This window comes from Rhizomicrobium electricum (assembly GCF_011762045.1).
GTDB classification, from domain to species: Bacteria; Pseudomonadota; Alphaproteobacteria; order Micropepsales; family Micropepsaceae; genus Rhizomicrobium; species Rhizomicrobium electricum.
The window spans coordinates 432,587-449,622 of sequence record NZ_JAASQS010000002.1 but is presented as its reverse complement, the minus strand read 5'-3'; the positions used below and the strand labels follow the sequence as shown (position 1 = coordinate 449,622).

Annotated in this window: 15 protein-coding genes and 1 riboswitch; of the genes, 9 read left to right on the top strand and 6 right to left on the bottom strand. The window is 63.1% G+C overall.

All coding sequences use genetic code 11. The features are described 5' to 3' along the window. Positions 1-594 (bottom strand): YqgE/AlgH family protein, encoded by a 594-nt coding sequence (locus tag FHS84_RS05195; protein ID WP_166931226.1) that lies wholly within the window; start codon positions 592-594, stop codon positions 1-3. 84 nt (positions 595-678) lie between these two features. On the opposite strand from FHS84_RS05195, the gene FHS84_RS05190 reads away from it, so the two are divergent. Further along, on the top strand, positions 679-1,161 hold the full coding sequence (locus tag FHS84_RS05190; protein WP_166931223.1) for a peroxiredoxin: 483 nt from the start codon (positions 679-681) through the stop codon (positions 1,159-1,161). A gap of 40 nt (positions 1,162-1,201) precedes the next feature. On the opposite strand, the gene rnhA is transcribed toward FHS84_RS05190, so the two are convergent. Further along, positions 1,202-1,627, bottom strand: coding sequence for a ribonuclease HI (gene rnhA, locus FHS84_RS05185; protein WP_166931220.1), 426 nt, complete (start codon positions 1,625-1,627; stop codon positions 1,202-1,204). After that, positions 1,624-2,583: a homoserine kinase gene (gene thrB, locus FHS84_RS05180; RefSeq protein WP_166931217.1), complete on the bottom strand. Its 960-nt coding sequence runs from the start codon at positions 2,581-2,583 to the stop codon at positions 1,624-1,626. The genes rnhA and thrB overlap by 4 nt, the downstream gene beginning before the upstream one ends. 285 nt (positions 2,584-2,868) lie before the next feature. On the opposite strand from thrB, the gene FHS84_RS05175 reads away from it, so the two are divergent. The 7 genes from FHS84_RS05175 (at position 2,869) to gcvPB (ending at position 10,806) form a co-directional block, all read left to right on the top strand. Next, positions 2,869-3,438 (top strand): hypothetical protein, encoded by a 570-nt coding sequence (locus FHS84_RS05175; protein ID WP_166931214.1) that lies wholly within the window; start codon positions 2,869-2,871, stop codon positions 3,436-3,438. Then, the gene (gene argS / locus FHS84_RS05170; RefSeq protein ID WP_166931211.1) at positions 3,435-5,198 is read left to right on the top strand and encodes an arginine--tRNA ligase; all 1,764 of its coding nucleotides are present in this window, start codon (positions 3,435-3,437) and stop codon (positions 5,196-5,198) included. The genes FHS84_RS05175 and argS overlap by 4 nt, the downstream gene beginning before the upstream one ends. A gap of 136 nt (positions 5,199-5,334) precedes the next feature. After that, positions 5,335-5,883, top strand: coding sequence for a PAS domain-containing protein (locus FHS84_RS05165; protein WP_166931208.1), 549 nt, complete (start codon positions 5,335-5,337; stop codon positions 5,881-5,883). Positions 5,884-6,206: 323 nt separating this feature from the next. Further along, positions 6,207-6,321, top strand: a riboswitch (glycine riboswitch). Between the two features lie 42 nt (positions 6,322-6,363). Continuing rightward, a complete protein-coding gene (gene gcvT, locus FHS84_RS05160; RefSeq protein WP_166931205.1) occupies positions 6,364-7,491 on the top strand; it encodes a glycine cleavage system aminomethyltransferase GcvT in 1,128 nt (375 codons plus the stop codon). Continuing rightward, the gene (gene gcvH / locus FHS84_RS05155) at positions 7,488-7,859 is read left to right on the top strand and encodes a glycine cleavage system protein GcvH (RefSeq protein WP_166931202.1); all 372 of its coding nucleotides are present in this window, start codon (positions 7,488-7,490) and stop codon (positions 7,857-7,859) included. The genes gcvT and gcvH overlap by 4 nt, the downstream gene beginning before the upstream one ends. A 68-nt stretch (positions 7,860-7,927) precedes the next feature. Beyond that, entirely contained in the window at positions 7,928-9,259 is a 1,332-nt protein-coding gene (gene gcvPA / locus FHS84_RS05150; RefSeq protein WP_166931199.1) for an aminomethyl-transferring glycine dehydrogenase subunit GcvPA, read from the top strand. Beyond that, positions 9,259-10,806 carry an aminomethyl-transferring glycine dehydrogenase subunit GcvPB gene (gcvPB, locus tag FHS84_RS05145; protein ID WP_166931196.1) on the top strand — a complete coding sequence of 516 codons (1,548 nt, stop codon included), beginning with the start codon at positions 9,259-9,261 and terminating at the stop codon, positions 10,804-10,806. The genes gcvPA and gcvPB overlap by 1 nt, the downstream gene beginning before the upstream one ends. Positions 10,807-11,148: 342 nt before the next feature. Here gcvPB and FHS84_RS05140 read toward each other — a convergent pair whose 3' ends face one another. Then, complete coding sequence (locus FHS84_RS05140; RefSeq protein ID WP_166931193.1) at positions 11,149-11,553, bottom strand: pentapeptide repeat-containing protein; 405 nt, start codon at positions 11,551-11,553, stop codon at positions 11,149-11,151. A 291-nt stretch (positions 11,554-11,844) separates the two neighbouring features. On the opposite strand from FHS84_RS05140, the gene FHS84_RS05135 reads away from it, so the two are divergent. Further along, positions 11,845-12,417: a PEP-CTERM sorting domain-containing protein gene (locus tag FHS84_RS05135; RefSeq protein ID WP_166931190.1), complete on the top strand. Its 573-nt coding sequence runs from the start codon at positions 11,845-11,847 to the stop codon at positions 12,415-12,417. A 210-nt stretch (positions 12,418-12,627) separates the two neighbouring features. Here FHS84_RS05135 and FHS84_RS05130 read toward each other — a convergent pair whose 3' ends face one another. Together FHS84_RS05130 and FHS84_RS05125 are read right to left on the bottom strand one after the other, a co-directional pair. After that, complete coding sequence (locus FHS84_RS05130; RefSeq protein WP_166931187.1) at positions 12,628-12,804, bottom strand: hypothetical protein; 177 nt, start codon at positions 12,802-12,804, stop codon at positions 12,628-12,630. 471 nt (positions 12,805-13,275) lie between these two features. Continuing rightward, positions 13,276-16,992, bottom strand: coding sequence for a vitamin B12-dependent ribonucleotide reductase (locus tag FHS84_RS05125; RefSeq protein WP_166931184.1), 3,717 nt, complete (start codon positions 16,990-16,992; stop codon positions 13,276-13,278). Positions 16,993-17,036: the final 44 nt, after the last annotated feature.

Genomic DNA, 17,036 nt, shown 5'->3' with positions numbered 1-17,036 from the left:
CTAAGCCCGTCCGGCGTCCGCCGACAGTCCTGCGATCTGGGCGCCTAGCTTGCCGATGGCGGTTTCCCATTTGGCGTCGTAGTCGGTGTCGAAGATCAGCTTCGGATCGGGGTCGCAGTGGATCCAGCCGTTGGCGAGGATCTCGCTTTCGATCTGGCCGTCGCCCCAGCCGGCATAACCGAGCGCCAGGATCGACTTGGCCGGTCCGCGACCTTTGCTGATCGCCTCCAGGATGTCGGTGGTGGCGGTGAGCGAGATCTCCGACGTGATCGTCAGGGTGGCGTCGGGGGTGCCGTAATCGGAGGAGTGCAGGACGAAGCCGCGTCCCATGTTGACCGGCCCGCCGAACAGGATCGGGGGCTCGGGGACAAGGCCGGTCACTTCGATGTTGAACTTGCTCATCAGGTCGTTGAACGACAGGCCTTCGATCGGCTTGTTGATGATGAGCCCCATCGCTCCGCTGGCCGAGTGGGCGCACATGAAGATGACGCTCTTCTCGAACCGCGGATCGGGCATCCCAGGCATCGCGATCAGCAGTTTTCCTTCCAGGAAATTGTCGCGTGGCTCGGGATCGAGAGAAATATGCTTGGACATGGCTGAAACGATACCACAGCGGCTTCCCGGACGCATGTCATTAGGTTAAAACCATTCCAAACTTACACCGTTAAGGAGAAGCCCATGGCGATCAAAATCGGCGACCGGATTCCGTCGACAACACTCACTGAGATGCGTGACGGCGCCCCCCGCGCGGTCAAAACCGACGAGTTGTTCGCCGGCAAGCGCGCAGTGCTTTTCGCGGTTCCGGGCGCGTTCACGCCGACCTGCAGCGCCAAGCACCTGCCGGGCTTCATCCAGTATGCCGGGGAATTCGCCGCCAAAGGGATCGATCTCATCGCCTGCGTGTCGGTCAACGATGCCTTCGTGATGGGCGCCTGGGGCCATGCGCAGGGCGCCGGCGACAAGGTCATCATGCTGGCCGACGGCAATGCCGAGTTCACCAAGGCCTTGGGCCTTGAGATGGACGCCACCAAATTCGGCATGGGCACCCGCAGCCAGCGCTACGCCATGCTGATCGAGGACGGCGCGGTCAAGCAGCTCTGGGTCGAAGAACCCGGCGCCTATTCGGTATCGAGCGCCGAGCACATGCTGAAGGAAGTGTGAGATTTCTTTCTGCCCTCGCACTCGCGGGGGCAGAAGTTCTCTACGGTATCGCTCCGCGCGCCAGCGCATCGACGCGTTCGTTCTCGATGTGGCCGGCGTGGCCTTTGACCCAGCGCCAGGTCACTTTGTGCGGCGTCACGGCGGCTTCGAGGGCGCGCCAGAGTTCTTCGTTCTTGACCGGCTTCTTGTCGGCGGTGCGCCAGCCGTTGCGCTTCCAGTTCGCCATCCACTTGGTGACGCCGTCCATCACATAGCGGGAATCCGTGTAGATCGTGACTTCGCTCGGCGATTTCAGCGCCTCGAAGGCCTTGATCGCGGCGGTCAGTTCCATGCGGTTGTTGGTGGTGGCGCGCTCGCCGCCGAACAGCTCTTTCTCGTGCGCCCCGGCACGCAGGATCGCCGCCCAACCGCCAGGGCCGGGATTGCCTGTGCAGGCCCCGTCGGTGAAAATCTCAATCGAACTCACAAACCGTACTCCCCGACGCCGCGCACTTTGCGATGGAAGCGGAGCCGGCGCGAGTAATCGCGCGGGTCCTTGGGGCGGACGAGGGCGTGCGGGTCGTGATTCAGCCAGTCGTACAGCCGGGTAAGCAGGAAGCGCAGCGCCGAGCCGCGCGCCAGGGTCGGGATCGCCTCGCGCTCCGCCGCCGTCAGCGGACGCTGCTTGGCATATGCTGCGATCAGGCTTTTCGACTTGGTGACATTGAAGGCGACGTCGGGCTCGAAGCACCAGGCGTTCAGCATCACCGCGAGGTCGTAGGCGAAGGCGTCGTTGCAGGCGAAATAGAAATCGATCAGCCCCGACACTTCGGCGCCCATGAACAGCACATTGTCGGGGAAGAGGTCGGCATGGATCACGCCGGACGGCAGTCCGCTCGGCCAGTTGGCGGTGATCTCGCGATGGGCGGTGGCGATCAGGTCCGCGAGGCCCGGCTCGACCTCGTCGGCGCGCGGCAGGCAGGCTTGTACCAATTCGTCCCAGCCGTCGTGGCCGAGCGCATTCTTGCGGGTGAGGGCAAAGCCCTTGCCGGCGGCGTGCATCTTGGCGAGCGCGGCGCCCGCGGCGGCGCAATGTCCCGCTTCCGGCCGGCGCAGCGACACGCCATTGAGGAAGGTGAACAGCGCCGCGGTCCGGCCGCCCAGAATGACCGACTGGGCCCCGGCGAGATTGCGCACCGGCAGCGGGCAATGGATGCCGCGGGCCGCCAGATGCTCCAAAAGGCCGAGGAAAAACGGCAGATCCTCCGTCCGTACCCGCTTTTCGTAGAGGGTCAGGATGAAGGCGCCCTTGGTAGTCTGCAGATAATAATTCGAGTTCTCGACGCCCTCGGCAATGCCCTTGAACGTCAGCGGCGCGCCGATGTTGTAGCCGGCGAGGAAGCTCTCGAGTTCTTCGAAGGAAACGTCGGTGTAGACAGCCATCGACTCAAGATTGCCAGTGCGGGGCGCCGGTTGAAAGAGGGTTCTTCGCCGCCCGGAATATTACGCCCCCGTTATCCGGCGCCGGTATGCGGCTTTTGGGGCGCCGGAGTGCGCTTCCCATGGCGGGGCCGCTTGGCTACAGTCCGGCCACTTCCAGCCGTCAACTGCAGGCTGCAACAAGTCCGTTGTGACGCGCGGGGCTGCCGTGTGGTATGCCCGGTTCCGGATCCCGTATTTCCCGGAAGGCAGGCGCCTTCCGCCCCATTGAAGGCTCGTCATCAGACCATGAGACGCACAAAGCTCGCCCTGAATTTGGCTGCATTGATGGTGGCCGCGATTTCGTTGTCCGGCTGCGATACGTGGCGGTCGGCGATCAATTACGTCCGCTCCGACAACGCCAACGTCTGTCCGGATGCGAACATCCTGGCGAACACCTCGGTTCTTCCGGCGTTCGATCCGGCGCAGGGCGCCGACCCGTCGAACGTGGTCTACACCGCGAAGTTCACGGATCTGAAGACGCGCTGCGACTACAGCAAGCGCATCAACGCGATCGACGCCAATGTCACCATGACCATCAAGGCGACGCGCGCACCCGGCGGTGAAGCGGCCCATTACAAGCTGCCGTATTACGTCGCCGTGACCGCCGGCGGACAGATCGTCGACAAGCAGACCCGCTGGCTGGAATTCGATTTCCCCAAGGCTTCGGCCGAGGTGCAGAAGGAAGAACTGGTCGACGGCATCGAGATCGCGGTAGCGCGGGACAAGAAGTCCTACGAATACCACCTCTTGGTCGGCTTCCAGCTCACCCAGGCGCAGATCGACTACAACAAGAAGATGGGGCAGTACCTGCCATGACGGCGCTGACCCGCGAACTGACCGCGATCGTCTCCGACGCTTTCGCGGCCGAGGGACTGTCTGCCGAATTCGGCACGGTGAAGCGGTCCGACCGGCCCGATCTCGCCCAGTTCCAGTGCAACGGCGCGCTTCCCGCGGCCAAGCAGGCGAAAACCAATCCGCGTGCGCTGGCGACCAAGGTTGCCGACCGGCTGAAGCAGAATCCGATCTTCGCCAAGGTCGAGATCGCGGGGCCCGGCTTCATCAATCTCGATCTCACCGACGAGGCGCTGGCGGCGCGGGTCGCGGCGGTCTCCAAGGACGACCGTCTCGGCGCTCCCGAAACCGGCACCGGCAAAACGATGGTGATCGACTACGGCGGGCCGAATGTCGCCAAGCCGATGCATGTCGGTCATCTGCGCTCGGCGATCATTGGCGACAGCCTGAAGCGGCTGTTCCGCGCCAACGGCTGGAAGGTGATCGGCGACGTTCATCTCGGCGACTGGGGTTTGCAGATGGGCCAGCTCATTTCCGAAGTGGAATTGCGCGGGATGGCGCCGATTTATTTCGACGCGAATTTCACTGGTCCGTACCCGGATGAATCGCCGGTGACGATGGACGACCTCGAGGTGCTCTATCCGGCGGCGTCGGCCGCCTGCAAGGCCGATCCGGCGCGGCTCGAACTGGCGCGCAAGGCGACCGCCGAACTGCAGGCCGGACGTCCCGGTTATATGGCGTTGTGGAAACACTTCTTCGCGGTGTCGGAGAAAGGCCTGAAGCGCGAATACGGCAGTCTCGGTATCGAATTCGATCTGTGGAACGGCGAAGCTTCGGTCGATCCCTTGATCCCGCCGATGATCGACGACCTCAAGGCCCGCGGCATCGCCGAGGAAAGCGAAGGTGCGCTGGTCATTCAGATTTCGGAGCCCGACGACAAGAAGGAAATGCCGCCGCTGATTCTTCTGAAGTCCGATGGCGCGGCGCTCTACGGCACCACCGATCTCGCCACCATCGTCGATCGCGTGAAATCGTTCGATCCCGATTTCATCCTTTACGTCGTTGACCAGCGCCAGCACGGCCATTTCGAGCAGGTGTTCCGCGGCGCCAGGAAATCCGGGCTCGCGGGCAAGGCGGAGCTGGAGCACGCCGGCTTCGGTACCATGAACGGGCCCGACGGCAAGCCGTTCAAGACCCGCGCCGGCGGCGTGATGAAACTGTTCGATCTCATCGCCATGACGACCGACGCCGCCAAGGCGCGCATCGCCGAAGCCGGTCTCGGTGCCGATTATCCGGTCGAAGAACAGGAAGACATCGCGCAGAAGGTCGGCATCGCGGCATTGAAATTCGCCGATCTGTCCAACTGGCGCCTGACCGACTACATCTTCGATCTCGACCGCTTCACCAAATTCGAAGGCAAAACCGGCCCTTATCTGCAGTACGCGGCCGTACGCATCCGCTCCATCCTGCGCAAAGCGGAAGAGCAGGGCTTCGTCACCGCGCCGCCGGTCGTGCGTTCGGCGGTGGAACGCGCGCTGGTGTTGAAAATTCTGGCGCTACCCGAAGCGATGGAATCGGCCGAGGAAAAGCGCGCTCCGAATTTCCTGTGCGAGTACGTCTTTGAATTGGCGCAGGAATTTTCGCGGTTTTACGCCGAGCATCATATTCTGTCGGAGCCCGATGCCGATTTGCGTGCGGCTCGTCTCGGCCTTTGCGCCCTGACCCTGGCCGTTCTGACCAAGGCGTTGGATTTGCTGGGTATCGAAGTGCCGACACGGATGTAGCATCCGCAATAGTACGTACTCGAAACGCTTTCGAAACGCTGACTGCGATTTTCGCTTCGGCTTGCGTGCGCAGTATGAGATAAAGCATGTCCGAGCTGGGTCGTAATTCGGAGTTGTGTCCCGAGAGGTGACGCAGATGCGATTCGACGCCCTACATCCCGAGACTATGCCGCTCGATTTTCTCGAGTTCGCCAATCATTGCGAGCTTTTGAGTGAGGGGCGCGTCTTGCCGCGCCAGCAGGATTTCAGTCTGGCAGACGTATCCTGGCTGATTGGCCGCCTGTACGAACTCGACGTTCATCACGCCGTGCCCGATTTTTACTTCCGTACGTTCGGGATTTTCTGGCAGGCCCTCTACGGCGAGGACTTCACCGGTCGCTGGTTGAGCGAGTACGAGCTGCGCACCGACAAACTCGATGCGTTGCGGGCGCAATATGATCGCGTCGTTACCACGCGGGCGCCAGTGATGTGCCGCTCGCGGCTGATTTGGCCGGGTGATGTCGAAATTTCGTTCGATCGTCTCCTGATACCGTTCTCGCTCGACGGCGAGACGGTGTCGCAGATCGTGGTGGCGGCCCATTACGATGCCGATGTCGAGGATCTGGTGTATTTCCGAGGCGAAGGCCTGCCGCGCGTCACCATCGATGACGACCAGGAACCGATGAGGTTGCCGCTGGCGTCGTAAAAGCGGGAAGGAATCACAACGTCCTGCCATCGCCGCTGCGGTGCGGCGGATGCGCCATGGCTTGGGCCGAAAATCCCCGGAAAGCGGGGATAAGTCGGGTGCGGCGGGATACGGTTCCGGGGTCGCGTTGACTCTCAAACTCCTGCACCTAGAATGGCTTTTGACGTCCGGGCCCGCCGTGAGGCGCGTCCGTGCGGACAGCACACGATCCCCCGCGGGAGACGTGAGTTTTTGGCGAAGGCCGACGTGTCGGGCCGTAGTCGAAGACGAAGGCCGAAGGAGCAACCGCCCCGGAAACTCTCAGGCAAAAGGACCGCGACGGGTGATGAACTTCTGGAAAGAGGGTTCGCGAAAGCGGCCCCCACCGAAGGGGTAACCTCTCCACCGCCGTTGTGCAGGAGGGGGAAATCTCTCAGGTCCGATGACAGAGGGGGCGCGGGTCTCGCGGAAGCGGGCGCGCCATCTCGAAGGATTCGGACTATGGAAACGACCGCCGAAAAACTCCAGCGCACGCCGCTCTACGACCTGCATGTCGAGCTGGGCGCCAAAATCGTACCGTTCGCCGGCTACGAAATGCCGGTGCAATATCCCACCGGGATCATCAAAGAACATCTGCATACCCGCGAGAAAGCCGGCTTGTTCGACGTCTCGCACATGGGACAAGCCTTCCTGCGCGGTCCCGATCCGGCGCGTGCGATGGAAAAAGTCTGCCCGTCCGATTTCGTCGGCCTGAAGGAGGGCATGCAGCGCTACGGCCTGCTGCTCAACGACCAGGGCGGCGTCAAAGACGATTTCATGCTGACCAAGCTGGCGGATGAGGCCGATCTCTATCTCGTCGTCAACGCATCGATGAAAGAGAGCGACTTCGCCTACATCGCCAAGAAGCTGGACGGCGAGTTGACGCTGATCCCGCGTCCCGATCGTGCGCTGTTGGCGCTGCAAGGTCCGCTCGCGGGCAAGGTGCTCGACAAGCTGTCGCCCGGCATCGATTTCCTCAACTTCATGCGCGTGACCCGCGCCACCGTGGCGGGCGTCGAGGCCATTGTCGGCCGCACCGGCTACACCGGCGAAGACGGGTTCGAGATTTCGGTTTCTGCGGCCGACGCCGAGAAACTGGCGCGCGCGATCCTCGCCGATCCCGACGTGCTGCCGATCGGGCTTGGCGCCCGCGACAGTCTGCGGCTCGAAGCCGGGCTTTGCCTCTATGGCCATGACATCGACGAGACCACCGATCCGGCGGAAGCCGATCTGGTCTGGGCCATCGGCAAGCGGCGCAAGACCGAGCTCGGCTTCCCGGCGGCGGAAAAGATCATGGCGCGCGTGCTCAATGGCACCGAAAAGAAGCGCGTCGGCGTTCGTCCCGACGGCCGCGCCCCCGCGCGCGACGGCACCGAGATTGCTGCCAAGGACGGCCGCGTCATCGGCAAGATCACCAGCGGCGGCTTCGGCCCGTCGCTCAATGCGCCCATCGCCATGGGCTATGTCGAAACCCCATTCGCCGCCGACGGTACCGAGGTCGACCTTCTGGTCCGCGGCAAGGCGCTTCCGGCGCGCATCGCCCCGATGCCGTTCGTCCCCCACCGCTACAAACGAGGAGCAGGCAAATGACGACCTATTACACGGACCAGCACGAATGGATCCGCGTCGAGGGTGACGAAGGCACCGTCGGCATCACCGGCCACGCCACCGAGCAGCTCGGCGACGTCGTGTTCGTCGAGACCCCGTCGGCCGGCAAGGTCCTGAAGAAGGGCGACGAAGCGGCGGTGGTCGAAAGCGTCAAGGCGGCGAGCGAAGTCTACGCCCCGGTCGGCGGCACCGTCACGGCGGCCAACGAAGACCTGTCCGGCGATCCGGCCAAGGTGAACGCGGCGCCGGAAGGCGACGGCTGGTTCTTCAAGATCAAGATCGCCGACAAGGCCGAGCTTTCGCAGCTCATGACCGAAGACAAGTACAAGGAATTCGTGGCGGGTCTCTAAGACCGGTCCGCCACGTCCATACGGCCTGAATGGCCCGCGCCGGCGGGCCATGACAATTGGGTGAAACGATGCGCTACCTACCTCTGACCGCGGACGATCGTGCCGCCATGCTCGCCAAGATCGGCGTCAAGGACGTCGATGCCTTGTTCCGCGATGTGCCGAAATCGGCGCAGGCGCCGCGCGAGGCGTTCGATCTTCCCGACGCCAAGGGCGAAATCGAGGTCGAGCGCATCCTTTCCCGCTTCGCCGCCCGCAACGTCGCCGCCTCCGACGTCCCGTTCTTCTGCGGTGCGGGAGCCTACAAGCACCACGTTCCGGCGACGGTGGATCATCTGATCCAGCGTTCCGAATTCCTCACCTCCTACACGCCGTACCAGCCGGAAATTTCCCAAGGCACGCTGCAGGCGCTGTTCGAATTCCAGACCCAGGTCGCGGCGCTGACCGGCATGGAAGTCGCCAACGCGTCGCTTTACGACGGCTCGACCGCCACCGCCGAGGCGGTGCTGATGGCGATGCGCGTCACCAAGCGGCCGAAGGCGATCCTGTCCGGCGGCCTGCACAAGCAGTACATCGAGACCGTCGAGACCGTCGCCAACCTGCACGGCGTCATCAAGCGCGCGATGGCCTCGCCGGGACGCGCCGAAGACCTGCTGCCGCTGATCGACGATCAGACCGCCTGCGTCGTGGTGCAGAGCCCCGACGTGTTCGGCCTCATCCGCGATCTGAAGCCGCTCGCCGATGCCGCGCACGCCAAGGGCGCGCTGCTGGTCGTCGTGGTGACGGAAGTGGTTTCGCTCGGCCTCATCACGCCGCCGGGCGAGCAGGGCGCCGACATCGTCGTCGCCGAAGGCCAGTCGCTCGGCAACGGGCTCAATTTCGGCGGGCCGTATGTCGGCCTGTTTGCGGTGCGCGAGAAGTTCATCCGCCAGATGCCCGGCCGTCTCGCCGGACAGACGGTCGATGCCGACGGCCGCCGCGGCTTCGTGCTGACGCTTTCCACCCGCGAGCAGCACATCCGCCGCGACAAGGCGACCAGCAACATCTGCACCAATTCCGGCCTCTGCGCGCTGGCGTTCTCGATCCATCTGTCGCTGCTCGGCGAAGAGGGCTTCACCAAACTCGCCGCGATCAACCATTCGCGCGCGGTGGAACTGGCCGACAAGCTGAACGCCATTCCCGGCGTTTCGGTCATCACGCCGGCCTTCTTCAACGAATTCACCATCAAGCTGCCGCGCTCGGCGGCCGAGGTGGTCGAAGAGTTGGCGATGAAGGGCGTTCTGGCGGGCGTTCCCGCCTCGCGGCTCGGCTACGCCGATGATCTCCTGATCGTCGCCGCCACCGAAACCAACACCGACGAAGACATTGCCGCGTTCGTGAAAGCGCTGGAGGAGGTTCTCTAATGGCTCTCAATTCTCAGGGACGTCCCTCGCAGCCCGGTACCGCGGAAGCCTCTGCGCTGCCGACCATTTCCGGCGACCGCGGTCTCGATCACGAAGAACCGCTGATCTTCGAACTCGGCCGCGACGGCAAATGCGGCGTCGATTTTCCCGACGTGAAAGTCGGCGACACCCATCTCGGCGGACTTCGCCGCAAGGGCAAGATCGGTTTGCCGGGCCTTTCCGAGCCGGAAGTGGTGCGCCATTACGTGCGCCTGTCGCGCAACAACTATTCGATCGACGCCGGGCTTTATCCGCTCGGCTCGTGCACCATGAAGCATAATCCGCGTCTCAACGAGAAGCTGGCGCGGCTTCCCGGCTTTGCCGATCTGCATCCCTTGGCGCCGCAATCGGCCGCGCAGGGTGCGCTGGCGCTGATGAGCGAACTGGCGCGCTGGCTGACGACCATGACCGGCATGCCGGCTGTGACCATGTCGCCGAAAGCGGGCGCACACGGCGAGTTGTGCGGCATCCTCACGATCCGTGCCGCCATCGAAGCCAAGGGCGAGAAGCGCACGCGCGTGCTGATCCCGGAATCGGCGCACGGCACCAATCCCGCCACCGCCGCGTTCGCCGGCTTCACGGTCGACGAAGTGAAAGCCACGCCCGAGGGGCGGGTCGACATGGACTCGCTGCGGTCGAAGATCGGCCCCGACGTCGCCGCGTTCATGCTGACCAATCCGAACACCTGCGGTCTGTTCGAACGCGATATCGTCGAGATCGCCAAGCTGATCCACGAGGCCGGCGCGTACTTCTATGCCGACGGCGCCAATTTCAACGCCATCGCCGGACGCGTGAAGCCGGGTGACCTCGGCGTCGATGCCATGCACATCAACCTGCACAAGACCTTCTCCACGCCGCACGGCGGCGGCGGTCCGGGTGCGGGTCCGGTGGTGCTGTCGGAGCGTTTGCGCCCATTCGCGCCGCTGCCGCTGTTGGTGCTCGAGAAGGGCGGCATCCGTCTGATCGAGGATCGCGATTCGGCGCCGGAAGGCTACAAGCCGTTCGGCCGTATGGCGGCGTTCCACGGCCAGATGGGCATGTTCGTGCGGGCGCTCAGCTACATGCTGAGCCATGGCGGCAACGGCATCCGGCAGGCGTCGGAAGATGCGGTGCTGGCGGCGAACTACGTGCTCGCTTCGCTCAAGGACGTGATGAGTGCGCCGTTCGAAGGCCCGTGCATGCACGAAGCCTTGTTCGACGACACCTGGCTGCACGACACCGGCGTCACCACGCTCGACTTCGCCAAGGCGATGATCGACGAGGGCTACCATCCCATGACCATGTATTTCCCGCTGGTCGTGCACGGCGCCATGCTGATCGAGCCGACGGAATCCGAGAGCAAGGAAAGCCTCGACCGCTTCATCGCGGTGCTGCGCGGCATGGCCGAAGAGGTGAAGGCGGGCAAGACGGAGCGCTTCGAAGGCGCCCCGCGCTTGGCCCCGCGCCGTCGCCTCGACGAAACCGCTGCCTCGCGCAAGCCGGTGCTGAAGTATCAAGCGGCGGAATAGACAGTCAACTTTCCTCCCCCGCGGATCCGGTTCGCTGAACTGCACGCCGGTGGTATAGCGGGGGAGGTGTCGCTGAAAGCGACGGAGGGGGGAATCGCTCCTCCGCTGCAACAGTCCCCCCTCCGCCTCACTTCCGTTCGGCACCTCCCCCGCTATTTCGTCCGTGTGCGGTTTATTGTTCTCAGCTCCGCGGGGGAGGAAAGAGGCGCACTTTTTCCGCGTCTCCGTGTGCAAAAAGATTGCTGTTCCGCAGGTCAAAAAAATAGCCCCGACAGTGTCCGGCTCTCGGGGCTACGCCTAGTTGGAGGCACTATTACAGTGGAGCGTCAATTCCACTGGAATTCATTGGCACATCTTCACGCTCAGTCCGGCCGGCAGGCGCGTCTTGGCGTCGCCGCAGGCGGTGTCGAGCTGGGCTTGGGTCAAGCCCTTCGCGCGGGAGAGATCGGCGTCCTTCAATGAGGTGGAGCTGAGCACCGCGCCGCTGAAATCGGCGGCGTCGAGCGTGGCTTCGAACAGGTTGGCGCCCGACAGGTCGGCGCGGCGCAACGAGGCGCTCTTCAGATTGGCGTGACTGAGACAGGCCAGCACGAGCTTGGCGTCGTCGAAGTTCGCGCCCTGGAAATTGGCGGATTGCAGGCACTGGTTGGAGAAGTCCTTGCCCGTCAGCGTGCAGTTGGGGCAATCGCCGGGTGCCGCTGCGGCAGGAGCGGCGAACATCAGGGCGGCGAGGGCGAGGGCTTTCATCTCTGTTCCGGCGTGACACATGCGTCGGTGTTGTTGCAGTTCCCATGCCGCGTCCGAAGATTGTCACAGTGGTTTACAATGTTACCATTCCAGTAATGGAAAATGACGCCATATCAGTAACTTAGGCCTTGGCATCAGGCTTGCTAACCGTGACTCCCGAGAAGTCTTTTTTTGGAGCGCGATATGGGCTGGAGCAAAGTTTTATGGGCGGGCGTCGTGGCCGCCGGAATGGCATCGGGAGCTTTCGCTTCGCCGACGTGTTCCACGACGACGAATTTGGGGTCGAGCGGGATGGTGACGAAGGCGTCGGTGACGGCCGGCGCCTGTTTCCAAGTCGACAACGTGGTCTACGGGAATTTCGCCATCTCGACGCTTCCCGCCACGACGGTGCTGTTCTTCAACACCAACATGGTGGGCGGTATCGACCACATCCAGTTGAGCTTCGGGTCGACCTGGCACAACGGCACGACCTACCACTGGAGCTACGAGCTCGCCATTGCGACCGGCGCGCCGCTCGGCACCATCATCACCGGGCTTGACGCCGACTTCGACCAGACGGTCGGCGGCGCTTCGGTCCTCGACAAGGCCACGAACCCCGCAAGCGACACGCCGATCCATATGGTCAAAAACGGCGCCACGCTGCAGGCGGGCAGCATCACCGGCACCACGTTCGGCGCTGGGATCACCGATCTTACCATTGCCGAAAAACTGAAGGATCGCGGTACGATCGCCAACGTGACCAACACGGTGTCGGTCTACAACCCGCCGCAGAATCCTCCAATTCCCGAACCGGCGACGCTGATGCTGTTCGGTGCCGGTCTGGCCGGGCTGGGCTCGCTGCGGCGGCGTTGGAAGAAGGCCTGATACGCGTTTCCCCGCACATTAGGCATTCCCTGCAAAGGAAAAAGGGCCGGAGCGATCCGGCCCTTTTTTATTACTCTGCGGCGGATGCCTCGTCCGCCAGAGCTTCGATGCAGTACCGGCGGTTGCTGTTCGGCTTCGCTTGGCGGATCGGGTTCGCGGCTGCGGAAGAAGTCCCTGCAAACGAAAAGGGCCGGATCGCTCCGGCCCTTCCTATTTCTCCGCGGAGGACGTCTCGTCCTCCAGAACTTCGGTGCAGTACCGGCAGTAGCCGGTGGCGAAATAAACCTCGTGGTCACTCACTTCGATGATCGCTTCGCAGAGGATGCAGCGTTCGTCTTGTTCGTGTCGTTTGCGTTCATCCCCCTCATGCTCGGAGGTATGTCTCATCGACTATCTCCAATTCGTCATTGCCGCCCTTGAGGCGGTAATCCAGGCGGTGGCAAAATCTGGACTAGCGTCGGTGTGAGGTAGGCACTGGATGGCCGTGTCAAGCCCGGCCATGTCGGGGAAAAAGGATCTGCTCCCGCACGTATTCCAGAATTTCGTGCCAGTCACAGTCATGGAAAACATGCTCTTCCCCATCCATGATGACCTCCCATGACCCGTCGGTATCCTTACATAACCTTGCAGCAGTTACGGGCCTCGACGATGGTTCATTGAGGACTTTTTTTGTGACGCGCTTCTCTTCAAGAACGAGACGGTATTGCGCGTTACCCATGACAAAATCCAGAAACCGAGTTGGGGCTGTTTCTCTTCGCATGCACACTCCTCAAGTATGTGTCTAGCGATCTCGTTTTGTTCCCTTATATACTGACGGCGCACCGATGATGGTGCGCCGCCAAAACACTATTCTATTTCTCAGCTACAGCCGCTGGTCGAGCCGCAGGTGTTGCACTTCATGCAGGTGCCGTTGCGCACCAGGGTGAAGTTCCCGCAGGTGCCGCACGCGTCACCTTCGTAGCCCTTCATCTTGGCTTCGAGACGGCGGTTGGCCACGTCGTTGTGTTGCAGTTTCGACTGCAGCTCCGCCACGGTGTAGCCGACCGGGTTGCCCGTTTCGTTGGCCGCTTCCGCGATCGAGGCTTCGATCGATGTCGCGATCTCGGTCAGATCGACGGAGCCGGCTTCGGCTTCGGGAAAGTCCTCGTGTTCGTGCTCGTGAACATGGACGTGTTCTTCGATCAGCATCTTCGGCGCCGCATTGCCGCGCACCACCGCCATGCGATGGACGTTGCCGCGGATGTAGCCGATCGAGGTCGTGCGGTTGACTGTCGTCTTCTGGTTTTCCGCGGCGCCGCCGCCGAGATCCTCGTCGTGATGCGGCGGGACGTGGGCGAGGTCGTTGCGGCCGAGATACGACACGGCCAGTTCGCGGAAGATGTAGTCGAGAACGCTGGTCGCGTTCTTGATTGAGTCGTTGCCGATGACGATGCCGGCCGGCTCGAACCGCGTGAAGGTGAAGGCGTCGACGAATTCTTCCAGCGGCACGCCGTACTGCAGCGCGATCGAGATCGCGATGGCGAAGTTGTTCATCAGCGAGCGGAAGGCGGCGCCTTCCTTGTGCATGTCGATGAAGATTTCGCCCGGCCGGCCGTCTTCGTATTCGCCGGTTCTGAGGTAGACCTTGTGACCGCCGACCACTGCCTTCTGGGTATAGCCCTTGCGGCGGGCGGGCAGGGTCTCGCGTTCACGGTCGCGGATCACCTTCTCGACGATCTTCTCGACCACGCGCTCGGCCACCACCGCGGTGCGCTGGGCAACCGGCGCGGCGGTGAGTTCTTCGACTTCGTCCTCGTCGTCGTCGAAATCGAACACCGTGGTCGCCAGCGGCTGGCTCAGCTTGGAGCCGTCGCGATAGAGCGCGTTGGCCTTGAGGCCGAGCTTCCAGCTCGTGATGTAGGCGTCGCCGCATTCGCGTACCGACGCGGTGTTGTGCATGTTGATGGTCTTGGAGATGGCGCCCGAAATGAAGGGCTGCACCGCCGCCATCATCTTGATGTGCGCTTCGACCGACAGCGAACGCTTGCCGATGCGGCCGCACGGATTGGCGCAATCGAAAACCGGAAGATGCTCGGCCTTGAGGTGCGGGGCGCCTTCGAGGGTCATCGCGCCGCAGACGAACAGGTTGGCGGCATCGACGTCGGCCTTGGAGAAGCCGAGATGTTTCATGATGTCGAACTCGGGCGACATCAGGTCCGCGGCCGCGATCTTCAGCGTGCCGGTGCAGAACTCTTCGCCCAGCGTCCACTTGTTGAAGACGAAGCGGATGTCGAACGCCGATTCCAGCGCCGCATCGATCTTGCCGAGTTCTTCGTCGCCGAAGCCCTTGGCCTTGAGGGCGTCGATGTTGAGGGCGCCGGTGTAGCCTTCCAGCGTGCCGTGGCCGACCGCATACGCGACGATGTCGTCGATCTGCTTTTCGCCATAGCCGAGGGTCTTGAGGGCTTCCGGAACGCAGCGGTTGATGATCTTGAAATAGCCGCCGCCCGCGAGCTTCTTGAACTTCACCAGCGCGAAGTCGGGTTCGACGCCGGTGGTGTCGCAATCCATGACGAGGCCGATGGTGCCGGTCGGCGCCAGAACGGTCGCCTGGGCGTTGCGGAAACCGAACTCCTCGCCGACCACGAGGGCATCGTCCCACGCCTGCTTGGCGGCGCGGGCGAGGTCGTGCTGCTGGATCGCCGGCAGGTCGAGCGGAACCGGGTGGATCGACAGGGCTTCATAGCCGTTGGTCTCGCCATACGCGGCGCGGCGGTGATTGCGGATGACGCGCAGCATCGCATCGGCGTTGACGCGGTATTCCGGGAACGGTCCCAGTTCGCTCGCCATCTGGGCGCTGGTCAGATACGACACGCCGGTCATCAGCGCGGCGATCGAACCGGAAATCGCGCGTCCTTCGCGGCTGTCGTAGGGAATGCCGGCGCTCATCAGGTAGCCGCCGATGTTGGCGAAGCCGAGCCCGAGGGTGCGGTAGTCGTAGGAGCGCTGGGCGATTTCCTTCGACGGGAACTGCGCCATCATCACCGAGATTTCGAGCACGATGGTCCACAGCTTGACCGCGTGCTGGAATGCCGGAACGTCGAACACCTTCTTGCCGTCGACGGTCTTCTGGAACGTCATCAGGTTCATCGACGCCAGATTGCAGGCCGTGTCGTCGAGGAACATGTACTCGGAGCACGGGTTCGAGGCGCGGATTTCACCGCCGGCGGGGCAGGTGTGCCAGTCGTTGATGGTGGTGTGGAACTGGATGCCCGGATCGGCGCAGGCCCACGCGGCGTAGGAGATCTTGTCCCACAGTTCGCGCGCCTTGACCGTCTTCACGACATGGCCGTCGCGGCGGGCGGTGAGGTACCAGTCTTCGTCGTTCAAGACGGCGTGCAGGAACTCGTCGGTGACGCGCACCGAGTTGTTGGAGTTCTGGCCCGAGACCGACAGATAGGCTTCCGAATCCCAGTCGGTGTCGTAGGTCTTGAAGTCGATGTCCTTGAAGCCCTGCTTGGCGAACGCGATGACGCGCTCGATCAGGTTGTCGGGGATCATCGACTTGCGGGCGGCCTTGACCTCGCGGCGCAGCGCCGGGTTCTTCTTGGGATCGAAGCAGTCGTCGCCCGAGCCGTGGCACATCACGCAGGCCTTCATGACCAGCTTGAGGTGCTTTTCGGCCAGCTTGGAGCCGGCCACCATGGCGGCGACCTTCTGCTCTTCCACCACCTTCCAATCGATGAAGGCTTCGATGTCGGGGTGATCGACATCGACGATGACCATCTTGGCGGCGCGGCGGGTGGTGCCACCAGACTTTATCGCACCGGCAGCGCGGTCGCCGATCTTGAGGAAGCTCATCAAGCCGCTGGACTTGCCGCCGCCCGACAGCTTTTCGTTCTCGCTCCTGAGGGCGGAGAAGTTCGTGCCGGTGCCCGAGCCGTATTTGAACAGGCGGGCTTCGCGGGTCCACAGGTCCATGATCCCGCCGTCGTTGACGAGATCGTCCTGCACCGACTGGATAAAGCAGGCGTGCGGTTGCGGATGCTCATAAGCCGTGCGCGAGCGCTCGACCCGGCCGGTATGCGGGTTGACGAAGAAGTGGCCCTGGCTCGGGCCGTCGATGCCGTAGGCCCAGTGCAGGCCGGTGTTGAACCATTGCGGGCTGTTCGGCGCCGCGACCTGATGGGCCAGCATGGCGCAGAGTTCGTCGTGGAACGCGTGGGCGTCTTCTTCGCTGTCGAAATAGTTGCCCTTCCAGCCCCAGTAGGTCCAGGTGCCGGCCATGCGGTCGAAGACTTCCTTGCACGAATTCTCGCCGCGGGTTTCGGCAGAATCGGCGGTCTTCTTCCACAGCCATTCCGGCACGCCTTCTTCCGGCACCGGCTTGGTGGCCAGCGGCACGCCGGCCTTGCGGAAGTACTTCTGTGCCAGCACGTCGCACGCGACCTGGCTCCAGCTCTCGGGCACTTCGATGTCGGTCTGACGGAAGACGATCGAGCCGTCCGGATTGCGGATTTCGGACGTTCCGCGGCGGAAATTGATGCCGTCGTAGGGGGATTTCCCCTCTTCCGTGTAATGACGCCGAATACGCATATCCCTAAGCCCCAACAGTCAGAAGTCTGATCCAAAACGTCACT

Excerpts from the sequence above, each read along its gene's own strand:
- gcvT (WP_166931205.1), top strand. The coding sequence starts at position 6,364 with ATGGAAACGACCGCCGAAAAACTCCAGCGCACGCCGCTCTACGACCTG.
- FHS84_RS05135 (WP_166931190.1), top strand. The coding sequence starts at position 11,845 with ATGGTGACGAAGGCGTCGGTGACGGCCGGCGCCTGTTTCCAAGTCGAC.
- FHS84_RS05140 (WP_166931193.1), bottom strand. The coding sequence starts at position 11,553 with ATGAAAGCCCTCGCCCTCGCCGCCCTGATGTTCGCCGCTCCTGCCGCA.
- FHS84_RS05190 (WP_166931223.1), top strand. The coding sequence starts at position 679 with ATGGCGATCAAAATCGGCGACCGGATTCCGTCGACAACACTCACTGAG.
- FHS84_RS05195 (WP_166931226.1), bottom strand. The coding sequence starts at position 594 with ATGTCCAAGCATATTTCTCTCGATCCCGAGCCACGCGACAATTTCCTG.
- FHS84_RS05165 (WP_166931208.1), top strand. The coding sequence starts at position 5,335 with ATGCGATTCGACGCCCTACATCCCGAGACTATGCCGCTCGATTTTCTC.
- thrB (WP_166931217.1), bottom strand. The coding sequence starts at position 2,583 with ATGGCTGTCTACACCGACGTTTCCTTCGAAGAACTCGAGAGCTTCCTC.
- FHS84_RS05175 (WP_166931214.1), top strand. The coding sequence starts at position 2,869 with ATGAGACGCACAAAGCTCGCCCTGAATTTGGCTGCATTGATGGTGGCC.
- FHS84_RS05130 (WP_166931187.1), bottom strand. The coding sequence starts at position 12,804 with ATGAGACATACCTCCGAGCATGAGGGGGATGAACGCAAACGACACGAA.
- argS (WP_166931211.1), top strand. The coding sequence starts at position 3,435 with ATGACGGCGCTGACCCGCGAACTGACCGCGATCGTCTCCGACGCTTTC.
- FHS84_RS05125 (WP_166931184.1), bottom strand. The coding sequence starts at position 16,992 with ATGCGTATTCGGCGTCATTACACGGAAGAGGGGAAATCCCCCTACGAC.
- gcvH (WP_166931202.1), top strand. The coding sequence starts at position 7,488 with ATGACGACCTATTACACGGACCAGCACGAATGGATCCGCGTCGAGGGT.
- gcvPB (WP_166931196.1), top strand. The coding sequence starts at position 9,259 with ATGGCTCTCAATTCTCAGGGACGTCCCTCGCAGCCCGGTACCGCGGAA.
- gcvPA (WP_166931199.1), top strand. The coding sequence starts at position 7,928 with ATGCGCTACCTACCTCTGACCGCGGACGATCGTGCCGCCATGCTCGCC.